This window comes from Sphingomonas sp. 28-62-11 (genome assembly GCF_002278865.1).
In the GTDB taxonomy this organism is placed as follows: Bacteria; Pseudomonadota; Alphaproteobacteria; order Sphingomonadales; family Sphingomonadaceae; genus Sphingomonas.
Window position 1 is genome coordinate 54,847 of sequence record NZ_NCGB01000022.1, and the last position, 18,251, is coordinate 73,097.

Annotated in this window: 23 protein-coding genes and 1 pseudogene; 16 read left to right on the forward strand and 8 right to left on the reverse strand. The window is 62.4% G+C overall.

What is annotated here, in order from left to right:
• Position 1: 1 nt before the first annotated feature.
• Positions 2–952 carry a carbon-nitrogen hydrolase family protein gene (locus B7Y49_RS09010; RefSeq protein WP_374127253.1) on the reverse strand — a complete coding sequence of 317 codons (951 nt, stop codon included), beginning with the start codon at positions 950–952 and terminating at the stop codon, positions 2–4.
• 486 nt (positions 953–1,438) lie between these two features.
• Between B7Y49_RS09010 and B7Y49_RS09015 the strand changes: the two genes are divergently transcribed.
• On the forward strand, positions 1,439–1,771 hold the full coding sequence (locus B7Y49_RS09015; protein ID WP_374127254.1) for an immunity 53 family protein: 333 nt from the start codon (positions 1,439–1,441) through the stop codon (positions 1,769–1,771).
• 33 nt (positions 1,772–1,804) lie between these two features.
• Here B7Y49_RS09015 and B7Y49_RS09020 read toward each other — a convergent pair whose 3' ends face one another.
• From B7Y49_RS09020 to sucC, 5 genes are read right to left on the reverse strand one after another with little or no spacing between them, the layout of a single operon-like run.
• Positions 1,805–2,485, reverse strand: coding sequence for a phytanoyl-CoA dioxygenase family protein (locus B7Y49_RS09020; RefSeq protein WP_374127255.1), 681 nt, complete (start codon positions 2,483–2,485; stop codon positions 1,805–1,807).
• 14 nt (positions 2,486–2,499) lie between these two features.
• Positions 2,500–3,429 carry an electron transfer flavoprotein subunit alpha/FixB family protein gene (locus B7Y49_RS09025; RefSeq protein ID WP_374127256.1) on the reverse strand — a complete coding sequence of 310 codons (930 nt, stop codon included), beginning with the start codon at positions 3,427–3,429 and terminating at the stop codon, positions 2,500–2,502.
• Positions 3,426–4,175 carry an electron transfer flavoprotein subunit beta/FixA family protein gene (locus B7Y49_RS09030; RefSeq protein WP_374127257.1) on the reverse strand — a complete coding sequence of 250 codons (750 nt, stop codon included), beginning with the start codon at positions 4,173–4,175 and terminating at the stop codon, positions 3,426–3,428. The genes B7Y49_RS09025 and B7Y49_RS09030 overlap by 4 nt, the downstream gene beginning before the upstream one ends.
• Positions 4,176–4,227: 52 nt before the next feature.
• Complete coding sequence (locus B7Y49_RS09035; RefSeq protein ID WP_374127258.1) at positions 4,228–4,470, reverse strand: hypothetical protein; 243 nt, start codon at positions 4,468–4,470, stop codon at positions 4,228–4,230.
• Positions 4,471–4,480: 10 nt separating this feature from the next.
• Positions 4,481–5,680 (reverse strand): succinate--CoA ligase subunit beta, encoded by a 1,200-nt coding sequence (gene sucC / locus B7Y49_RS09040; RefSeq protein ID WP_374127259.1) that lies wholly within the window; start codon positions 5,678–5,680, stop codon positions 4,481–4,483.
• A 134-nt stretch (positions 5,681–5,814) separates the two neighbouring features.
• Between sucC and B7Y49_RS09045 the strand changes: the two genes are divergently transcribed.
• The 3 genes and pseudogenes from B7Y49_RS09045 (at position 5,815) to B7Y49_RS09055 (ending at position 7,101) form a co-directional block, all read left to right on the forward strand.
• The gene (locus B7Y49_RS09045) at positions 5,815–6,315 is read left to right on the forward strand and encodes a beta-carotene hydroxylase (protein ID WP_374127260.1); all 501 of its coding nucleotides are present in this window, start codon (positions 5,815–5,817) and stop codon (positions 6,313–6,315) included.
• Positions 6,316–6,412: 97 nt separating this feature from the next.
• Positions 6,413–6,526, forward strand: a pseudogene (locus tag B7Y49_RS09050) (sulfite exporter TauE/SafE family protein); the annotation flags it as partial.
• 104 nt (positions 6,527–6,630) lie between these two features.
• Entirely contained in the window at positions 6,631–7,101 is a 471-nt protein-coding gene (locus tag B7Y49_RS09055) for a sulfite exporter TauE/SafE family protein (RefSeq protein ID WP_374127261.1), read from the forward strand.
• Here the strand turns inward: B7Y49_RS09055 and B7Y49_RS09060 are convergent.
• Entirely contained in the window at positions 7,098–8,033 is a 936-nt protein-coding gene (locus tag B7Y49_RS09060) for a ribose-phosphate pyrophosphokinase (RefSeq protein ID WP_374127262.1), read from the reverse strand. The genes B7Y49_RS09055 and B7Y49_RS09060 overlap by 4 nt on opposite strands.
• 118 nt (positions 8,034–8,151) lie before the next feature.
• On the opposite strand from B7Y49_RS09060, the gene B7Y49_RS09065 reads away from it, so the two are divergent.
• The 11 genes from B7Y49_RS09065 to B7Y49_RS09115 all read left to right on the forward strand — a co-directional run bounded on the left by B7Y49_RS09065 (position 8,152) and on the right by B7Y49_RS09115 (position 15,981).
• The gene (locus B7Y49_RS09065; RefSeq protein ID WP_374127263.1) at positions 8,152–8,406 is read left to right on the forward strand and encodes a type II toxin-antitoxin system Phd/YefM family antitoxin; all 255 of its coding nucleotides are present in this window, start codon (positions 8,152–8,154) and stop codon (positions 8,404–8,406) included.
• Complete coding sequence (locus B7Y49_RS09070; RefSeq protein ID WP_374127264.1) at positions 8,403–8,813, forward strand: type II toxin-antitoxin system VapC family toxin; 411 nt, start codon at positions 8,403–8,405, stop codon at positions 8,811–8,813. The genes B7Y49_RS09065 and B7Y49_RS09070 overlap by 4 nt, the downstream gene beginning before the upstream one ends.
• Entirely contained in the window at positions 8,810–10,135 is a 1,326-nt protein-coding gene (gltX, locus tag B7Y49_RS09075; protein WP_374127265.1) for a glutamate--tRNA ligase, read from the forward strand. Before B7Y49_RS09070 ends, gltX begins: the two co-directional genes overlap by 4 nt.
• Before the next feature lie 62 nt (positions 10,136–10,197).
• Positions 10,198–10,545, forward strand: a complete 348-nt coding sequence (locus tag B7Y49_RS09080) for a hypothetical protein (protein WP_374127266.1) — start codon at positions 10,198–10,200, stop codon at positions 10,543–10,545.
• A gap of 32 nt (positions 10,546–10,577) precedes the next feature.
• The gene (ribD, locus tag B7Y49_RS09085; protein WP_374127267.1) at positions 10,578–11,531 is read left to right on the forward strand and encodes a bifunctional diaminohydroxyphosphoribosylaminopyrimidine deaminase/5-amino-6-(5-phosphoribosylamino)uracil reductase RibD; all 954 of its coding nucleotides are present in this window, start codon (positions 10,578–10,580) and stop codon (positions 11,529–11,531) included.
• A 3-nt stretch (positions 11,532–11,534) separates the two neighbouring features.
• Positions 11,535–12,158: a riboflavin synthase gene (locus tag B7Y49_RS09090; RefSeq protein ID WP_374127268.1), complete on the forward strand. Its 624-nt coding sequence runs from the start codon at positions 11,535–11,537 to the stop codon at positions 12,156–12,158.
• 55 nt (positions 12,159–12,213) lie between these two features.
• Positions 12,214–13,515, forward strand: coding sequence for a 3,4-dihydroxy-2-butanone-4-phosphate synthase (gene ribB, locus B7Y49_RS09095; protein WP_374127269.1), 1,302 nt, complete (start codon positions 12,214–12,216; stop codon positions 13,513–13,515).
• A gap of 132 nt (positions 13,516–13,647) precedes the next feature.
• Entirely contained in the window at positions 13,648–14,067 is a 420-nt protein-coding gene (ribH, locus tag B7Y49_RS09100) for a 6,7-dimethyl-8-ribityllumazine synthase (RefSeq protein ID WP_374127270.1), read from the forward strand.
• Positions 14,068–14,071: 4 nt separating this feature from the next.
• A complete protein-coding gene (locus B7Y49_RS09105) occupies positions 14,072–14,509 on the forward strand; it encodes a hypothetical protein (RefSeq protein WP_374127271.1) in 438 nt (145 codons plus the stop codon).
• 69 nt (positions 14,510–14,578) lie between these two features.
• A complete protein-coding gene (locus B7Y49_RS09110; protein ID WP_374127272.1) occupies positions 14,579–14,971 on the forward strand; it encodes a hypothetical protein in 393 nt (130 codons plus the stop codon).
• Positions 14,971–15,981 carry a cytochrome P450 gene (locus tag B7Y49_RS09115; RefSeq protein ID WP_374127273.1) on the forward strand — a complete coding sequence of 337 codons (1,011 nt, stop codon included), beginning with the start codon at positions 14,971–14,973 and terminating at the stop codon, positions 15,979–15,981. Before B7Y49_RS09110 ends, B7Y49_RS09115 begins: the two co-directional genes overlap by 1 nt.
• Positions 15,982–16,126: 145 nt before the next feature.
• Here B7Y49_RS09115 and B7Y49_RS09120 read toward each other — a convergent pair whose 3' ends face one another.
• Complete coding sequence (locus tag B7Y49_RS09120; protein WP_374127274.1) at positions 16,127–17,218, reverse strand: alkene reductase; 1,092 nt, start codon at positions 17,216–17,218, stop codon at positions 16,127–16,129.
• Positions 17,219–17,340: 122 nt separating this feature from the next.
• Between B7Y49_RS09120 and B7Y49_RS09125 the strand changes: the two genes are divergently transcribed.
• Positions 17,341–18,246 carry a DMT family transporter gene (locus B7Y49_RS09125; RefSeq protein WP_374127275.1) on the forward strand — a complete coding sequence of 302 codons (906 nt, stop codon included), beginning with the start codon at positions 17,341–17,343 and terminating at the stop codon, positions 18,244–18,246.
• The last annotated feature ends 5 nt before the right edge of the window (positions 18,247–18,251 follow it).

Below are 18,251 nucleotides of genomic sequence, written 5' to 3' on the forward strand. Positions count from 1 at the left end.
ATCATTCATCCCCCTGATCGGTGGTTCGGGTGGTGACCGCCGAACGTGCGCGCGTATCGACCGCCAGCGTAAAGACATCTGGCCGGGCATAATGGCCACTGACGTCGAGATCATAGCGCCCGCGCACGATATCGATCGGATCGATATCGGCAACCAGCACCGCCTCCGCGCCATCAACCGGTCCGGCGAGCACATCCCCCATCGGCCCCATAATCACGCTGCCACCGCGGATCAGCACGGTGGCGGGGTCATTGCCCTGGATGCAGTCATAATCGGCGGGCGCATCGGCGCGGGTCATGTACTGACAGGCGCTCAGCACGAAGCAGCGGCCCTCATAGGCGATGTGGCGCATCGTCGTCTGCCAGATATCGCGATCATCGACTGTCGGCGCGCAGTAATATTCCACCCCGCCCGCATAATAATGCTGGCGGAGTGCGGGCATGTAATTCTCCCAGCAGATCGCCGCTGCGACCTTGCCAATGGGCGTATCGGCCACCTGAAGCGTCGAGCCATCACCCTGCCCCCAGATCAGCCGCTCGCTGGCGGTTGGCATCAGCTTGCGGTGGCGGGCGAGCAGCGTGCCATCGGGGCCGAAGGTGAGCGCGGTGCAGTAAAGCGTGGAGCCCGCGCGCTCGATAACGCCGACGACCAGCGTTGCGTTGGCGCTGGCCGCCATCTCCGCCATGCGCGTGACTTCGGGGCCGGGGACCTCGATCGCCGATTGCCAGTAGCGCGCGAAATCATCGCGCCCGGCGGGGGTGCGCGACCCCACCCGCGCCCCGAAATCGAGCCCCTTGGGATAGCCGCCGACATAGGCTTCGGGGAACACCGCCAGCTCGACCTGCTGCGCGCGTATCGTGTCGACATGCGCGGCCATGCGATCGAGCGTGGCGGGGGTGTCGAACAGGGTGGAGCCCGCCTGAACGACGGCGATGCGGTGCTTTTCAGTCAAGACAGGTCACTCCATCGCGCGGCCCGGCGCCTGCAAAGTTGCGGAAGTTGCTGGTTGCCATTGCTTTCGTTGCGGGTGCCGCAAATTCGCGCGTTTGCTGGGGGAGCGACGGGCCAGCCATAGCGAGCAGGATCGGATACCGAATCGAACGTCCCTTCGCGAAAGGTGATGAAAGTGATGACCTATTCTAAAAAACCGGCGCGGCACTGGCCGGCGCCAATCGACACCGCACGGGTGAATGGATGGCAGATGAATCCCAACATTTACAGGGGGAGTTGGAGCGCTGCGGGCGACAGCGGTTGGCACTCTCCGCGCTTCGTCACCCCGGCCTTGTGCCGGGGCCCATCTCAACCCTGGCGAGCACCAATCAGCTTTAGCGCACCCTCCAGTCGCCCGGTGGACCCCGGCACAAGGCCGGGGTGACGTTGGGGTCCAATCAGGTTTCAGCTACTTGCAGACGTTTACCACTTCAACGATTATCCGGTCATGAGCGACGACAACTTGAACTGGCTTACTTCTTGGTATCTCGCGGAATGTAACGACGACTGGGAGCATTCTTACGGCGTCAAGATTGACACGCTGGATAATCCCGGTTGGACAGTAGCGATTGATCTGCAGGAAACGAATCTCGAAGGAAGGGCCTTTGAGAGCGTAACCGTAGGGGAGCCTGCCGACGATCTGGACGAATGGAAGCGATTGGGTAGCTGGTGGGTTGCCGACGTAAATGACAATGTCTTCAAGGCAGCATGTGGCCCACTCGATCTCGGCAGTGTGATCGGCGTATTTCGGCGCTGGGTAGAACAGGCGGACGGCAGCTAGGCATCATTATCTGCCATTCACTGACCGTTCCGATCAGACCCCAGCCCAGCGCAAACCATGAGCGAGCTGCTCGGCGCTATAGTCGACTTGCAGCACACGCCGACCGGTAACGGACGTCGCAGCGGCCGATGCGTGCAGGATTGGTGTGCGATACACCCACACATCGCCTCGATCGGCGAGGCAGGCATGCGTTCCGCACCTCACCACCAATGCCGGTACTTCCGATTCGGGAACACGACCAAATCGATGCGACCCCGGGGCGATCAACAAAGGCGCATTGTCGGCAGGCACCGGATCGAGGTGGATACGAAGCGTCACCATCTGCTCAATGACCGCAAAGGGTGGCTCGACATGGTGCACGCCCGCCTTGATCGACCAAGGCCCATAGCCCGCGACATCGACGCGTTCCTTGACCGCGATCGTCCGATCCTGATGCCAGCCTAGCGCCCAATTGGTCGCAGCGGTCTTGTCGAACAGGATTGCCCTTATCGCATGAGCATCACTCCCCAACATTTGGGCAGTGAGCGAACCGATCGGACCGGTCACATCCAGCAGCGCACTCAAACCGGCTCGGTTATAAAGGCGTGCGCCAGCCAGATCGGGTGGTACATCCGCCAATTCGGCTTCGAGTGCCGACAGAATCGAAAGGGCGGCCCCGGCATGCAGGACCGCCCCGTCCTTATCAAAGTCGAGCTGATCGGTGACCACCGTCATCCCGCAGACTGGCCTCAAAGCTTCTCAGTAAGCTCCGGCACCAGCTTGAACAGATCGCCGACCAGGCCGATATCCGCCACCTGGAAGATCGGGGCGTCTTCGTCCTTGTTGATCGCGATGATGACCTTCGAGTCCTTCATGCCCGCGAGATGCTGGATCGCGCCCGAGATGCCGACCGCGATGTACACTTCGGGGGCGACGATCTTGCCGGTTTGGCCGACCTGATAGTCGTTGGGGACGTAACCTGCGTCCACCGCTGCGCGGCTCGCGCCGACGCCTGCGCCGAGCTTGTCGGCAAGGGGTTCGATGATGCTCGTGAAATTCTCGGCATTCTGCAGTGCCCGCCCGCCCGATACGATGATCTTCGCGCTCGTGAGTTCGGGGCGTTCGGAAGCGGCGATCTCGGACGAGACGAAGGTGGAGACACCCTTTTCGCCGGTCGAGCCGATCGCTTCGATCGTCGCCGAACCACCTTCGGTCGCGGCCTTGGCGAAGGCGGTGCCGCGCACCGTCACTACCAGCTTGGCGTCCGACGACTTGACCGTGGCGATCGCGTTGCCCGCATAGATCGGGCGGGTGAAGGTATTGTCGCCCTCAACCGACAGGATGTCGCTGATCTGCATGACATCGAGCAGGGCCGCCACGCGCGGGGCAATGTTCTTGCCGGTCGAGGTGGAGGGCACGACGAACGCATCGTGATGGCCCATCAGCTCGGCGACGAGGGGCGCGACATTCTCGGCCAGTGCATGCGCATAGGCGGCGTCATCAGCGACATGGACCTTGCCCACGCCGGCGATCTTGGCGGCTTGTTCTGCAACAGAACCGACGCCTTGTCCTGCAACGAGCAGGTGCACGTCGCCCATCTGGCTCGCGGCGGTGACCGTTGCGAGCGTGGCATCCTTGACGACCGCGCCGTCATGCTCGACCCAAACCAGCGTCTTCATGCAACAACTCCCAATGTCTTCAGCTTGCCGATCAGCTCATCTACGTCCGCTACCTTGACGCCAGCACTACGCTTGGCGGGTTCCTCGACCTTCAGCGTCGTGATGCGCGGGGCGATATCGACGCCGTAATCAGCCGCGGTCTTCTGCGCGAGCGGCTTCGACTTGGCCTTCATGATGTTGGGCAGCGATGCATAGCGCGGCTCGTTCAGGCGCAGATCAGTGGTGACGATCGCGGGGAGCTTGAGATCGACGGTTTCGGAGCCACCGTCGATTTCGCGCGTCACCTTGACGGTATCGCCGCTGACCTCGACCGCGCTCGCAAAGGTGCCCTGGCCCCAGCCGGTGAGCGCGGCGAGCATCTGGCCGGTCTGGTTGTTATCGTCATCGATCGCCTGCTTACCGAGGATGATCAGCCCGGGCTGTTCCTCATCGGCAATTGCCTTGAGCAGCTTGGCGATGCCCAGCGGCTCGACCCGGTCTTCGGTGACGATCAGGATCGCGCGGTCAGCGCCCATCGCCAGCGCGGTGCGGAGCGTTTCCTGCGCCTTGGCCTCACCGATCGAGACGGCGACGATTTCCGTCGCGACGCCCTTTTCCTTCAGGCGGATCGCCTCTTCCACCGCGATCTCGTCAAACGGATTCATGCTCATCTTGACGTTGGCCAGATCGATGCCCGACCCATCCGCCTTGACGCGGGGCTTTACGTTATAGTCAAGCACGCGCTTGACGGGGACCAGTATCTTCATTCGCATACTCTCCAATGCACGTCGCCGGATTCCCGGCAAGCAACAGCGTCAATTAGTTTGCCAGTTCAAGTCGCCGTTCGATCCGGTCGAGGCGTTCGCTGACATGGTCGATCGCGACTTGCTGAGCCGCGTCGGCCGCCGAAAAATGGGCCAGATGCTGGATAATCGATGCTTGCCCGCTTTCGAGGTTGGCGACCCGCGTTTTCAGATCGCGCAATTCGCGCTCGATACGATCAAGCGACGCCTGAAAGCGCTTCATATGCTCGAGCAGCAGGTTTTCGACATTCTCCGTCATGCTGACCCTCTTACGCCGCCGCTTTCACCTCGGCGACGATTTTCCGTGCGGCATCGCCCAGATCATTGGCGGGGACGATGGCGAGGCCCGAATTGGCGAGGATATCCTTGCCCGCCTGCACATTGGTACCTTCCAACCGAACGACCAGAGGCACCGACAGGTTCACTTCCTTTGCCGCGGCGACGATCCCCTCGGCGATGACATCGCATTTCATGATGCCGCCGAAAATGTTGACGAGGATGCCCTTCACGTTCGGATCGGCGAGGATGATCTTGAACGCCGCCGTCACCTTTTCCTTGTTGGCGCCGCCGCCCACGTCGAGGAAATTGGCGGGGAACATGCCGTTCAGCTTGATGATGTCCATCGTCGCCATGGCGAGGCCGGCGCCGTTGACCATGCACCCGATATCACCGTCGAGCTTGATATAGGCGAGATCGTATTTGCTCGCTTCGAGTTCGGCCGGGTCTTCCTCGGTCTCGTCGCGAAGTTCCATCAGGTCCTTGTGGCGGAACAGCGCGTTGGCATCGAAGCCGACCTTGGCATCGAGCACGAGCAGGCGGTTGTCGGTGGTGACGGCGAGCGGGTTGATCTCGATCTGCGCGGCATCGGTGCCGAGAAACGCGTCGTACAGCTTCGACGCGACATTGGCGGCCTGCTTGGCAAGATCACCCTTCAGCCCGAGTGCATCGGCGACGGCGCGGCCATGATGCGGCATGAAGCCGGTCGCAGGATCGACATCGATCGTGTGAATCTTTTCGGGCGTGTCATGCGCGACGGTTTCGATGTCCATTCCGCCTTCGGTGGAGACGACCATGCCGATCCGGCCGCTGGCGCGGTTGACGAGCAAGGCGAGGTAGAATTCCTTGGCGATATCGACGCCGTCGGTCACGTAGAGCCGGTTGACTTGCTTGCCATGCTCGCCGGTCTGGATCGTCACCAGCGTGTTGCCGAGCATGTCGGTGGCTGCCGCGCGGACTTCATCGGCGCTGCGGGCGAGGCGGACGCCGCCCTTGGCTTCGGGGGGCAGCTCGACGAACTTGCCCTTGCCGCGCCCACCGGCATGAATCTGCGCTTTTACGACATAAAGTGGCCCGGGGAGCTTGGCGGCGGCGGCAACGGCTTCGTCGACACTCATTGCGGCAAAACCGGCGGGCACGGGCACGCCAAATTTGGCGAGCAGCTCCTTGGCTTGATATTCATGGATGTTCATGGGGGGCCAGCGCCTTTGCAAGGATCGGGAATGCAGACGCCTTAAGCACAGTGCGACCGCCAAATCCAGATACGCCCCTAAAGATGTATCGGCACGCCCTCGCCTTCGCGCGAAGCGTTCGTTATATCGGCGTTATGTCGATCATTGCCGGTTTCGCGCTGTTCTTTGCGACCATCCTGGGGATGGAGATTTTCGCCTATGTCGTCCATCGCTGGGTGATGCACGGATTCGGCTGGTTTCTGCACGAAAGCCACCACCGCCCGCGCACGGGATTCTGGGAGCTGAACGACTGGTATTTCGTGATTTTCGCGACGCCCTCCATCGTCTTGCTCGTGCTGGGGACGAGTGGCACGACGGGCGATTGGGCGACGTGGATCGGCGCCGGGATTGCGGGCTATGGCGCGATCTATCTCGGCTTTCACGACATCATCGTCCACCGGCGGCTTGAGACCGGCTATGTGCCGCGCTGGAATTACATGAAGCGCATTGTTCAGGCGCACCGGCTGCACCATGTGGTGGAAACCAAGCATGGCACGGTGAGCTTCGGCTTCATTTATGCGCCCAAACCCGAAGTGCTGAAAGCCGAGCTGAAGCGTCGCGAAATGGCGGGCGTGCGGGCGCCCGCGCGCAGTTGATTCGGCGCTATCATCATTGATCGATAATCCCTGGTTCTATGCGCTGGCGGTGCCGGCGGTGATCCTGCTCGGCCTTGCCAAGGGCGGGTTTGCGGGGATGGGCGCGCTTTCGCTCCCGCTGCTCGCGCTCGTCATCTCGCCGGTGCGGGCAGCCGCGATCATGCTGCCGATCCTGATCGTACAGGATGCGGTGAGCATCTGGGCATTTCGCCGCAACTGGGATGGCTATGTGCTCGGCTGGATGGTGCCGGGCGCCGCGTTGGGCATCGCGCTTGGCTATATCTTTGCCGCGCGGGTGTCATCTTTGCCGCGCGGGTGTCGCCCGATGCCGTGCTCGGGATGGTCGGGGCGATTTCGATCCTGTTCGGGCTGTACCGGCTCTGGACCGATCGCGGTGGACGGGTGGCCGCCCCCGCATCGTCGCCCGGCTGGGTGGGGGCGCTGTGCGGCATCGCATCGGGCTTCACCAGCCAGGTGGCACATGCCGGGCAGCCGCCGTTTCAACTCTGGGTGCTGCCGCGCAAGCTTGACCGCGACGTGCTGGTCGGGACGACCGCGATCTTTTTCGGCATCATCAACTGGATCAAAGTGCCCGCCTATGCCGCACTCGGCCAGTTCACCCCCGCCAATCTGGTCACCGCCGGATTGCTGATGCCGCTGGCGATCCTGTCGACCCTGGTCGGCGTCTGGCTGGTGCGGCGCATTTCCCCGGCACGTTTCTATGCCGTGATCTACTGGCTGATGATTCTGGTGGGCATCAAGCTGGTCTGGGATGCGATCGCTTAATCGAACAGGCTGGAGACACTCGACTCGTCGGCGATCCGCTTGATCGCTTCGCCCAGCAAGGGCGCAATCGTCAGCAGGCGGATGCGTTTGGCATCCTTGATCACCTCATGCTGGCCGATCGAATCGGTGATGATCAGTTCGCTGAGCGCCGAGTTTTCGACCCGCGCGACGGCCCCGCCCGACAGCACGCCGTGGGTGCAATAGGCGATCACGTCCTTAGCTCCCGCCGTTTTCAGCGCCGCCGCCGCGTTGCAGAGCGTACCCGCCGAATCGACAATATCGTCGATCAAGATGCAGACGCGCCCTTCGACATCGCCGATGATGTTCATCACCTCGGATTCGCCCGCACGCTCACGGCGCTTGTCGACGATAGCGAGCGGGGCGTTGTTGAGCCGCTTGGCAAGCGCCCGCGCGCGCACCACACCGCCGACATCGGGCGAGACGACCATCAGATTCTGCCCGCCATAGCGCGCCTCGATATCGGCCGACATCACGGGCGCACCGAACAGATTATCGGTCGGGATATCGAAAAAGCCCTGGATCTGCCCGGCATGAAGATCGATCGAGAGCACGCGGTTGGCGCCTGCCACAGTGATAAGATTGGCGACCAGCTTGGCGGAAATCGGCGTACGCGGGCCGGGTTTGCGATCTTGCCGGGCATAGCCGAAATAGGGGATGACTGCGGTGATCCGCCGCGCCGATGCCCGCTTCAGCGCATCGATGCAGATCAGCAATTCCATCAGATTATCGTTCGCGGGATAGCCGGTCGATTGCAGCACGAACACGTCCTCGCCGCGGACATTTTCGTGGATTTCGACGAACACTTCCTCATCGGCGAAGCGGCGCACGCTGGCATCGGTGAGGTTGATGTCGAGATAACCCGCCACGTCACGCGCCAGCAGCAGGTTCGAATTGCCGGTCATCAGTTTCATTAAACGGCCACCCTTCGCTGCACCCCGCCCTCATAATCCGGGGAAGCGTGAACGCAATGCCACGATTGTGTCATAGGCGAATTTAGGCTATAATTCTGGCCAGATTATCGGGGTAATCATGCGCCATATTCCCATTGCCCAATTCAAAGACAAAATGTCCGAAATCATGGCCGCTGCCGAAGGGGGCGAAGACATCATCATCACGCGCCATGGTCGCGACTATATGAAGTTGGTGCCGGTCGCAGCAGACCGGATGGCCCGGCAACGCGCGGCGGTAGACGCGTTGTACAAGCTTGGCCAAGAGATCAAGGCCAGAAATGGCCCAACCACAGCCGAAGAAATCCGGGAGTGGATCAACGAAGGTCGTCGATGATCGTGATTGCCGATGCCTCGTCGGTTGGCACGTTCCTGATTCCTGACGAAAGTGGTGCCTTTGCCGAATTTGCTCGGTTAGTCTGCCGATCCACCCCTATCCATGTGCCGTCCATATGGTCTGCCGAAGTGGCTAATCTGTTGCGTACCGCCTATCGGCGTGGCCGCATCAACGATGCAGAGATGCAGGATGCCGTGGCGATCGCGGAAACGATGTTATCGGCCGTCCAGATTGAGCCGGATCCATCAATTGGTGCCATCCTCGACCATGCCCTGCGGACCGGGTTGAGCGCCTATGATGCAAGCTATGCGTTGCTGGCCGCCCGCCTCAACGCTCCCTTGCTTACCGCCGATGGCCCCCTGCGTCGCGCGGCGCAGACCCTTGGCCTGAAAGTCCTGACACCATGACCGTCACCACCCGTTTCGCCCCGTCGCCCACTGGCACGCTCCATGTCGGCAATATCCGCGCTGCGCTCCACAACTGGCTTTGGGCGCGCAAAAATGGCGGGCGGTTTGTGCTACGGATTGACGATACCGATGCCGAGCGGAGCGAGGAGCGGTTCGTCGAGGCGATCCGTGCTGATCTCGCCTGGCTGGGGCTCGAACCCGATGCCGAGGTGCGCCAGTCGCAGCGGTTTGACCTTTACCAGCGGCATTTTGACGCGCTGCTGGCGGACGGGCGCATCTATCCGGCCTATGAGACCGCGCAGGAACTTGATTTGCGGCGCAAGATCGCAGCCGGGCGTGGGCTGCCACCGGTCTATGACCGTGCCGCACTGGCACTGAGCGATGCCGATCGCGCGAAGCTGGAAAGCGAGGGCGTGCGCCCGCATTACCGCTTCAAGCTCGATCATGATGCGCCGATTACCTGGGACGATCTGGTGCGTGGCCCGCAGAAGTTTGATCCGGCGACGATGAGCGATCCGGTTATCCGTCGGGCGGATGGATCGTGGCTTTATATGTTGCCCTCTGCGATCGATGACGGTGATCTGGGGATCAGCCATGTTGTGCGCGGCGAGGACCATGTTTCAAACACCGCGCTTCAACTGCAGATGTTCGCGGCGATGGGCATGGCGCCGCCGCGCTTCGGCCATGCCGCGTTGCTGGTGGGCAGCGAAGGGAAGCTGTCGAAGCGACTCGGCGCGGTCGGCGTGGCCGAGTTTCGAGCGATGGGAATCGAACCCGAGGCGATCATTGCGTTGCTCGCGCGACTGGGCACCAGCGATCCGGTCGAGCCGCTGGTCGTTCGCACGCCGTTGCTCGAGCGGTTCGACTTTGCGCATTTCGGACGCGCACCGGCGCGGTTCGACGACACCGAACTGCAGGGGCTCAACGCAAAAATCATCCACCAGCTGCCGTTTGCACGCGTTGCCGAACAGCTGCCGTCGGGAATGGATGAGATAGCGTGGGAAGCAATCCGCCCGAATCTAACGGTGATCGCAGATGCGCAGGACTGGTGGGCGGTGGTCGAGGGGCCGATCGAAGCGTCGGTCGCGCCAGAGGACCGCAGCTTCCTTGAACGGGCAGCGGCGCTAGTCGAAACGCTCGACTGGGGCGCTGAACCTTGGAAGGCGCTTACCGGGCAGCTCAAGGCCGAGACCGGGCGAACGGGCAAGGCACTGTTCCTCCCTTTGCGCCGCGCGCTGACCGCCCGCGATCACGGCCCGGACATGGCAGCCATGCTGATCTTGATCGGGCGCGAACGCGCGCTGGCGCGGTTGCGGACATAAACCGGCACTGGAGCAGAACCGGGGGCTGGCCTTGGCTGCTTGCCCGCCCTATCTTTGTCACGATGAATTTTATCGCCCGTCTCTCGCCCTTTCGCGCGATCCGCGATTTGCGATTCTTCCTGTCGCAGCGGCAACCCTATGAACTGGGGTTTCTGGCCCTATCGATCCTGATCACGACAGCAGTAATCGCCGGTTTTGTGGCTGATTCGCGGGTCGAAAAGCCGTATAAGAAGAACATCATCTATGTTGAGCAATGGCCGGCGACGCGCACCAATGCAGAGATTGTCGCGCAACAGAAGATCGATCAGGTCGTGCGCGACAAGGAAAAGGCCGAGCAACTGCGCCGCGAGAAGGAATTGCAGGCGCAGTTCAAGAAACTCGACGATCGGTTGAAGGCCGTCGGGCTCTGATCACGTCGAACGCGGTCGCCGACGCGCGCTGGATGGCCGCTGCGCTGACTCTGGGCGCACGTGGCCGGGGCCGCACCGCCCCCAACCCCAATGTTGGCTGCATCATTGTTCGGGATGACCGCGTGGTCGGGCGGGGCTGGACGCAACCCGGCGGCCGTCCGCATGCCGAGGCTATGGCCCTCGAACAGGCGGGGGCATTTGCCAAGGGGGCGACGCTTTACACCACGCTTGAGCCTTGTGCGCATGTGTCACCCCGTGGCCCGGCGTGCAGCGACCTGATAATCGACGCACAGCTGGCCCGCGTCGTCATCGCCCTGGTTGATCCCGATGCGCGCACCTGCGGACAGGGCATCGAAAGGCTGCAAACGGCAGGGATCGCCGTGACGCACGGCCCAGGTACTGCCGCAGCGCTCAGCGTCATGGCGGGCTTCCTGACGCGACTTGCACTCGGGCGGCCCTATATTACCCTGAAGCTCGCGACGTCGCTCGACGGGCAAATCGCGCTCGCGGACGGCACGAGCCAGTGGATCACTGGACCACAGGCGCGGGCGCACGGCCACCTCGAACGTGCCCGGCACGAAGTGATCGTCGTCGGGCGCCACACGATCCAGGCCGACGCGCCAAAACTCGATGTTCGGCTTGCGGGGCTTGAAGATCGATCGCCCCGTCGGCTGGTCCTCACCACGATGACCGAAGCACCCTCGGGATGGGGCGTATTGCGCAAACCAGCCGATGTTGCGCTGCTGACGGGCGTCAACGACGTTTTGGTCGAGGGCGGCGCGCAGACCGCCGCGGCGTTCCTGGCGGACAATCTGGTCGATCGCCTGCTGCTGTATCGCGCACCGATCCTGATCGGGGCGGGCAAGGCGGCGCTAGGCGAATTTGGGCTGAGCGATCTGGGCACAGCGCATGGCAGATGGCAGCACGGCGATACGCGGACGCTTGGCGATGACAGGCTCGAGGTTTACGAGCGGGTGAGGGAGTAAACCATGTTCACAGGCATCATTACCGATATCGGCACCATCGAGCGGATTGAAAAGGACGGCGACACCCGGCTGATCATTCAGACCGCCTATGACACAACCGGGATCGATCTGGGCGCATCGATTGCCTGTTCGGGGGTGTGCCTGACAGTGATCGACAAATCCGGCCCCGGTGGCCCCGGCTGGTTCGCGGTCGATGTGTCCGATGAGACGATCCGCCGCACCGCGCCCGGCCAGTGGCAGCAGGGCCGTCGCCTGAACCTGGAACGCGCGATGAAACTGGGTGACGAGCTGGGCGGGCATATCGTGACAGGACATGTCGACGGAATCGGCATGATCGATTCGATCGCCGTCGTTGGCGGATCGCATCACTTGGTCGTCATCGCCCCGCCCGAGATTGCGCCCTTCATCGCGACCAAGGGGTCGATCACCGTCGATGGGGTGTCGCTGACCGTCAATGCCGTTCATGATCGCACGGACGGTTCCACCGCCTTTGACCTCAACATCATTCCGCACACCTGGGCGGTGACCGCACTGGGCGATGTCGTGCTGGGGCAGGAAGTGAATCTGGAGATCGATGTGTTGGCGCGTTATCTGGCGCGGATGAAGGATTATCTCGGCACGCGATAGTTTTAATGTGATTGTCATGCTTGACGGTCACATCTTGATGTGATTAGTGCATGTCATGAGCACGCAATTAATCGATAAACTCCGCAGCCTTGTCACCGATGGGGGTATGTCCCGTTCCGGCCTTGCCCGCGCGGCCGGGCTTCACGCCAATACGCTGCGCGATCTCGAATCGCCCGACTGGAACCCGACCGCGGATACGCTGCGCAAGCTGGAGACCTTCATCTTCGCGAGCGACGACAGCCCGGCGCTCGTCCCGATCGAGGAAATCATCGACGAGGCGCGTAACGGCCGGATGTTCATCCTGGTCGATGACGAAGACCGCGAGAATGAGGGCGATCTGGTGATCCCCGCGCAGATGGCGACGCCCGATGCGATCAATTTCATGGCGACGCATGGCCGCGGGCTGATCTGCCTGTCGCTCAGCAAGGCGCGAGTCGATGCACTGGGGCTTGAGCTCATGAGTCGCGCCAACGGCACCCGGCACGAAACCGCGTTTACAACCTCGATCGAAGCGCGCGAAGGCGTGACGACGGGCATTTCGGCGGCAGACCGCGCGCGGACCATTTCGGTGGCGATCGATTCATCCAAGGGCCGCGACGATATCGTGACGCCGGGGCATGTGTTTCCGCTGGTCGCGCGCGAAGGCGGCGTGCTGGTGCGCGCCGGGCATACCGAGGCGGCGGTCGATGTCGCGCGGCTGGCCGGGCTCAACCCGTCGGGCGTGATCTGCGAGATCATGAAGGATGACGGGACGATGGCGCGAATGGACGATCTGATATCGTTCGCGCGGCTGCACAATCTGAAGATGGGCACGATCCGCGATCTGATCGCCTATCGCCGCAAGCATGATCATCTGGTCGAAAAGCGCGCGGAAATGCCGTTCCAGAGCCGCTGGGGTGGCGAATGGAAGGCGATGACCTTTTACAACAAGGCCAGCGGCGACGAGACGATCGCGCTGGTGAAGGGAAGGATCGACCCGGAAAAGCCAACGCTGGTTCGGATGCATACCGCATCCTGGTTCGTCGACATGTTCGGCGAAGTCTCCGAACGATCGGGGCTGCTCTCCTGTTCGATGGAGGCGATTGCCGAGGCGGGATCGGGGGTGATCGTGGTGATCAACCGGCCGATGAAGGACAGCGTATCGCGCTTCATCAAGCTGCGCGGCGAAGGCAAGGGTGCCGGCGCGCCGGAAATCGAGGAACTGCGTGACTATGGCGTCGGTGCGCAGATCTTGGCGGAACTGGGCGTGCAGGACATGGTTTTGCTCACCAACACGCACCACACCTTGGTTGGGCTCGACGGTTATGGCCTGAGCATTGTCGGCGAACGGCCGATCCCGGGGACAGGGGGGGAATGACGTGCGGTGAATGACTTCAGTTGCCGTCACCCTGAACTTGTTTCAGGGTCCACTGCGCCGACGGCAAAACCGCACCTGAGGCACGATGGATGCTGAAACAAGTTCAGCATGACGGTTGATTTTGAGGACAGCATGGCAAAATTTCTCATCGTCGAAGCACGGTTCTACGATCACCTGAACGACATGCTGATCGACGGTGCCCGCGCCGCGATCGAGGCGGCGGGGCATGCGCATGAGACGATCACCGTGCCGGGTGCGCTCGAAATCCCCGGCGCGATTGCGTTTGCGGCCGAAACCGGCGCCTATGACGGCTTTGTCGCCCTGGGCGTCGTCATCCGCGGCGAGACCTATCATTTCGAAATCGTCGCAGGCGAAAGCGCACGCGGATTAATGGCGCTCAGCATGGACGGGCTCTGCATCGGCAACGGCATTTTGACCGTCGAGAACGAAGCCCAGGCGCTCGCCCGCGCGCACCCTGCTGACAAGGACAAGGGCGGCGAGGCCGCCAAGGCTGCGCTCGCGATGATGGCGCTGAAGGCGCGCTTCGGCTGAAGCCATGCCCGGCCAGATGCCCCCGCCGCGCTATCGCATCGTCGAACGCAACCGGCGGCTGGTGGTGATCGACAATTGGGCGACAGTGCCGCGACCCCTGGTCGCACAATCCCCGATCACGCGCCCGGATCGGCAAATCAGCGCCCCAACGCCGCCAGCCAAGCTACAGAAGATCGCATTTGACGGGCGCACATCCTTTACCACGCACCGCCTGTTCGATGCCCGGGGCCCACGCACGATCATTCTTGATCCCGGCAGCGCATCAGCGATCAACGGCGTCAAGATCGGCGGCGCCGTTGCCGCCTTTGCGCTGGTCGTCCTCGCCTTTATCTCCCCGGTATTGCTGTTACCGCTGGTCGTTCTGCTTCAACGGCGGGTGCGCGAACAGATCCGCAGCGCCATCACCGCTTGGCTCGATCGGGCAGCACTTAACAGCGCCTGACGGGCAAGCCGCTAGTCTTTTGGCTCGAGCTTACTTATACTGATGTAAGTAATGCAGCCGGAGACTCCCATGGCGCTCGCTCACACCTTCAAGGCCAATCCCCATTGGCTGCCCAAGATCCCGCAAAGCGCCATTCGCGATATTCCGGGCGAGGACGGCCTGCCCCTGGTGGGCAACACGTTTCGCATGCTCGCCGATCCGGTGGGGTTCGGGCGGCGGATGATCAGCACCTATGGCCCGGTGTTCCGCAACAACGCCTTTGGCGGGCCGCAGGTCAACATGGTCGGCCCCGATGCCAACGAATTGCTGCTATTTGATCGCGACAAGGTGTTTTCGTCCGAACAGGGCTGGGGGCCACTGCTCAACCTGCTGTTTCCGCGCGGGCTGATGCTGATGGATTTCGAGAAGCACCGCGCCGACCGCCGGGTGATGGCCGTCGCGTTCAAGCCCGAGCCGAGGTGATGGCCGTCGCGTTCAAGCCCGAGCCGATGCGCCATTATGCCGAGGTGCTGAACAGCGGAATCGCCCGGACTGTGAGCACATGGGGCAACAAGCCGATCAACTTCTATGATGCGATCAAGGAACTGACGCTTGATCTGGCGGCCGAGAGCTTTTTGGGGATGGAGCTCGGCCCCGAAGCGACCAAGATCAACCAGGCCTTTGTTGACGAAGTGCAGGCGAGCGTGACGCCCGTTCGCATTCCGCTGCCCGGCACCATGATGGCGAAGGGGGTGAAGGCGCGCAAATATCTGGTCGATTTCTTCCTGCGCGAAATTCCCAAGCGTCGCGCCGGGGACGGCCAGGATTTCTTCTCGCAATTCTGCCGCGCGACCGATGACGACGGCCAGCCACTGTCTGACATGGCGATCGCCGATCACATGAACTTCCTGATGATGGCCGCGCATGACACGATCACGTCATCAGCGACGAGCCTGGTGATGCTGCTTGGCCGCAATCCCGAATGGCAGGAAAAACTGCGCGCAGAAATTGCCGATCTGGGGCTGAACGATGATGAGGGGCTTGCTTATGGCCAGCTCGACAAGCTCGAACTGACCGATTTTGCGTTCAAGGAAGCATTGCGGCTGATTCCGCCGGTGCCGTCCCTCCCTCGCCGCGCGTTGAAACCGTTCGAGTTCGGCGGTTACCAGATTCCGGCGGGCGCCAATTGCAATATCGCGGTCGCCTACACGCATATGATGCCGGAAATTTGGCCCGAGCCCGAAAAATTCGATCCGATGCGCTTTGCGCCTGATCAGGTGCGCGGACGGCACAAATATGCCTGGGTGCCGTTCGGCGGCGGCGCGCATATGTGCCTGGGGCTGCATTTTGCGACAATGCAGATCCGCATCCTGATGGTGCAATTGCTGCGTCGCTACCGGATCGAGCTGGCCGAAGGCGCCGGGGCCGAGTGGCAACCCTGGCCGATCCCCCGCCCCAAGGACGGGCTGCCGCTGAAGTTCGTGCCGCTATAGGTTCGCGCAGCGGTGCAGAGGACGCAGAGGCGTCGTTCAAAGACCGCGCAGAGCGCTCATAGCCTTTCACCATGAAAAGGGCGGCTGCGCCGTGCGCGAACCGCCCTTCTTCTCTGCGTTCTCTGCGCCTCTGCGCGAACAAGCTTTATTCAGCCGCTGCCGTTTCCAGCGCCGGGTAATCGATATAGCCTTCCGGTCCCTGGCTGTACCAGGTGCGGAAATCATTCGCGTTGAGCGGTGCACCAGTGCGCAGGCGTTCCGGCAGATCGGGATTAGCCAGAAAGCTCCGGCCGAAGCTGACGGCATCGGCCACGCCCGAACCGATCACCGCCTGGGCAGCCTCTGCGGTGACATAATCCGAATTGACCACCAGCGGTCCGGCAAACACCTCCCGAATGGCAGGCGACAGGCGGGGCACATCGGTGCGACCAAAAGTGCCATCGGGACCGGGCTCGCGCAGTTCTAGGAAGCCGATGCCGATATCGCTCAGGATCTTCGCCGCCGTCGTGAACAATGGCTGCGGATCGCTGTCATCCACGCCTTGCGATTCGCCATTGGGCGAAAGCCGTACCGAGGTACGATCCGCGCCTGCGACCGACGCAACCCGCTCGGTCACTTCGCGCAGCAGGCGGGTGCGGTTTTCGATCGAGCCGCCGTAAATGTCATCGCGATGGTTCGCGCCGTTGCGCAGAAACTGATCAATCAGATAGCCATTGGCCGCGTGAATCTGCACGCCGTCAAATCCTGCAGCGATCGCATTGCGCGTCGCACGGGCATAATCTTCCAGCAGGCCCGGAATCTCATCGATCGTCAGCGGACGCGCGGTTTCGAAATCCTGGCGGCCTTCATAGGTATGCGCCTGCCCCGCCGTTGCCGTCGCCGATGACGACACAGGTTGTTCGCCGATCACCGACGAATGCAGCTGCCGTCCCATATGCCAAAGCTGGGCGATGATCCGCCCGCCGGCTGCATGGGTAGCCGCCACCACGGGCTTCCAGGCCTCGGTCTGCTCGTCGGTCCACAACCCCGGCGCGAATGGCCAGCCAAGCCCCTGCCGGCTGACGCCGGTGGCTTCCGAAATGATCAGGCCTGCGCTCGCACGCTGCGCGTAATATTCCCCCATGATCGGCTGCGGCACATGCGCCTTGCTAGCCCGACCGCGGGTGAGCGGGGCCATCAGGATGCGGTTGGGCGCGGCGATCGCGCCGAGTTGGATGGGATCGAACAGGCTCGGCATGAATTGGCTTCCTTGGTCAAACACCCCGTTTTGCGAGGCGACGCGCCGAACATAGGGCGCTATGCGCGGCGATGCACCTGAAACGATCCCAAGAAATAATAGGCCTGCAGAAACCAACCATCATGGCCGCTTCGACGATTCCCGCCCCTTCTGCCCCCCCGGCCACCGCGCTGGCTGCGCTGGTGATCGCCAATGTCGCGCTCGCCTTTGGCCCCTTGTTCGTGCGGATCGCTGATACGGGACCGGTCGCATCGGCATTCTGGCGGATCACGCTGGCCGCCCCGCTGTTGATTGCGATCGCGCTGGGCAGTGGTTGGCGGCCACAGGCTGTCGGCAGGTCGATCTGGGCAATCGTTGCCTTTGCCGGGATATTCTTCGCCGCCGATCTGGCGAGCTGGCACCTCGGTATTCTCGGCACCACGCTCGCCAATGCCACGCTGTTCGGCAATTCAGCGACCTTATTCTATCCCATATACGGTTTCCTGATCGCGCGCGCGCTGCCCAGTCGGGTGCAAGGGATCGCCTTGCTGCTCGCAACGATTGGCGGCGGACTGTTGATGGGGCGATCCTATGAACTGAGCCCGGCCCATCTGGTCGGCGACTTGCTCTGCCTGCTCGCGGGCATTCTCTATACCGGCTATTTCATCCTGATGGCGCGCGCACGGGAGACGATGGCGGCCGTGCCGGCGCTGGGGGTTTCGACCGTCGCGAGCATATTGCCGCTACTGTTGATGGCGCTCGCGCTGGGCGAACGGATCATCCCTGATCATTGGGGGCCGCTAATCGGGCTGGCGCTGGCCAGCCAGGTGGTGGGGCAAGGGATGATGATCTATGCGCTTGGCAAGCTGAGCCCGCTCGTCATCGGGATCGGCCTGCTGATCCAGCCAATCGTCGCCGCCATCACCGGCTGGGTGGTGTTTCGCGAACAATTGGGGCTCGCCGATCTGGTCGGCGGCGTGCTGGTGGCGATTGCATTGGTGCTTGTGCGTCGACCGGCACCGCTTGGCGCGGCACGGGACGATCGCTAGAACGG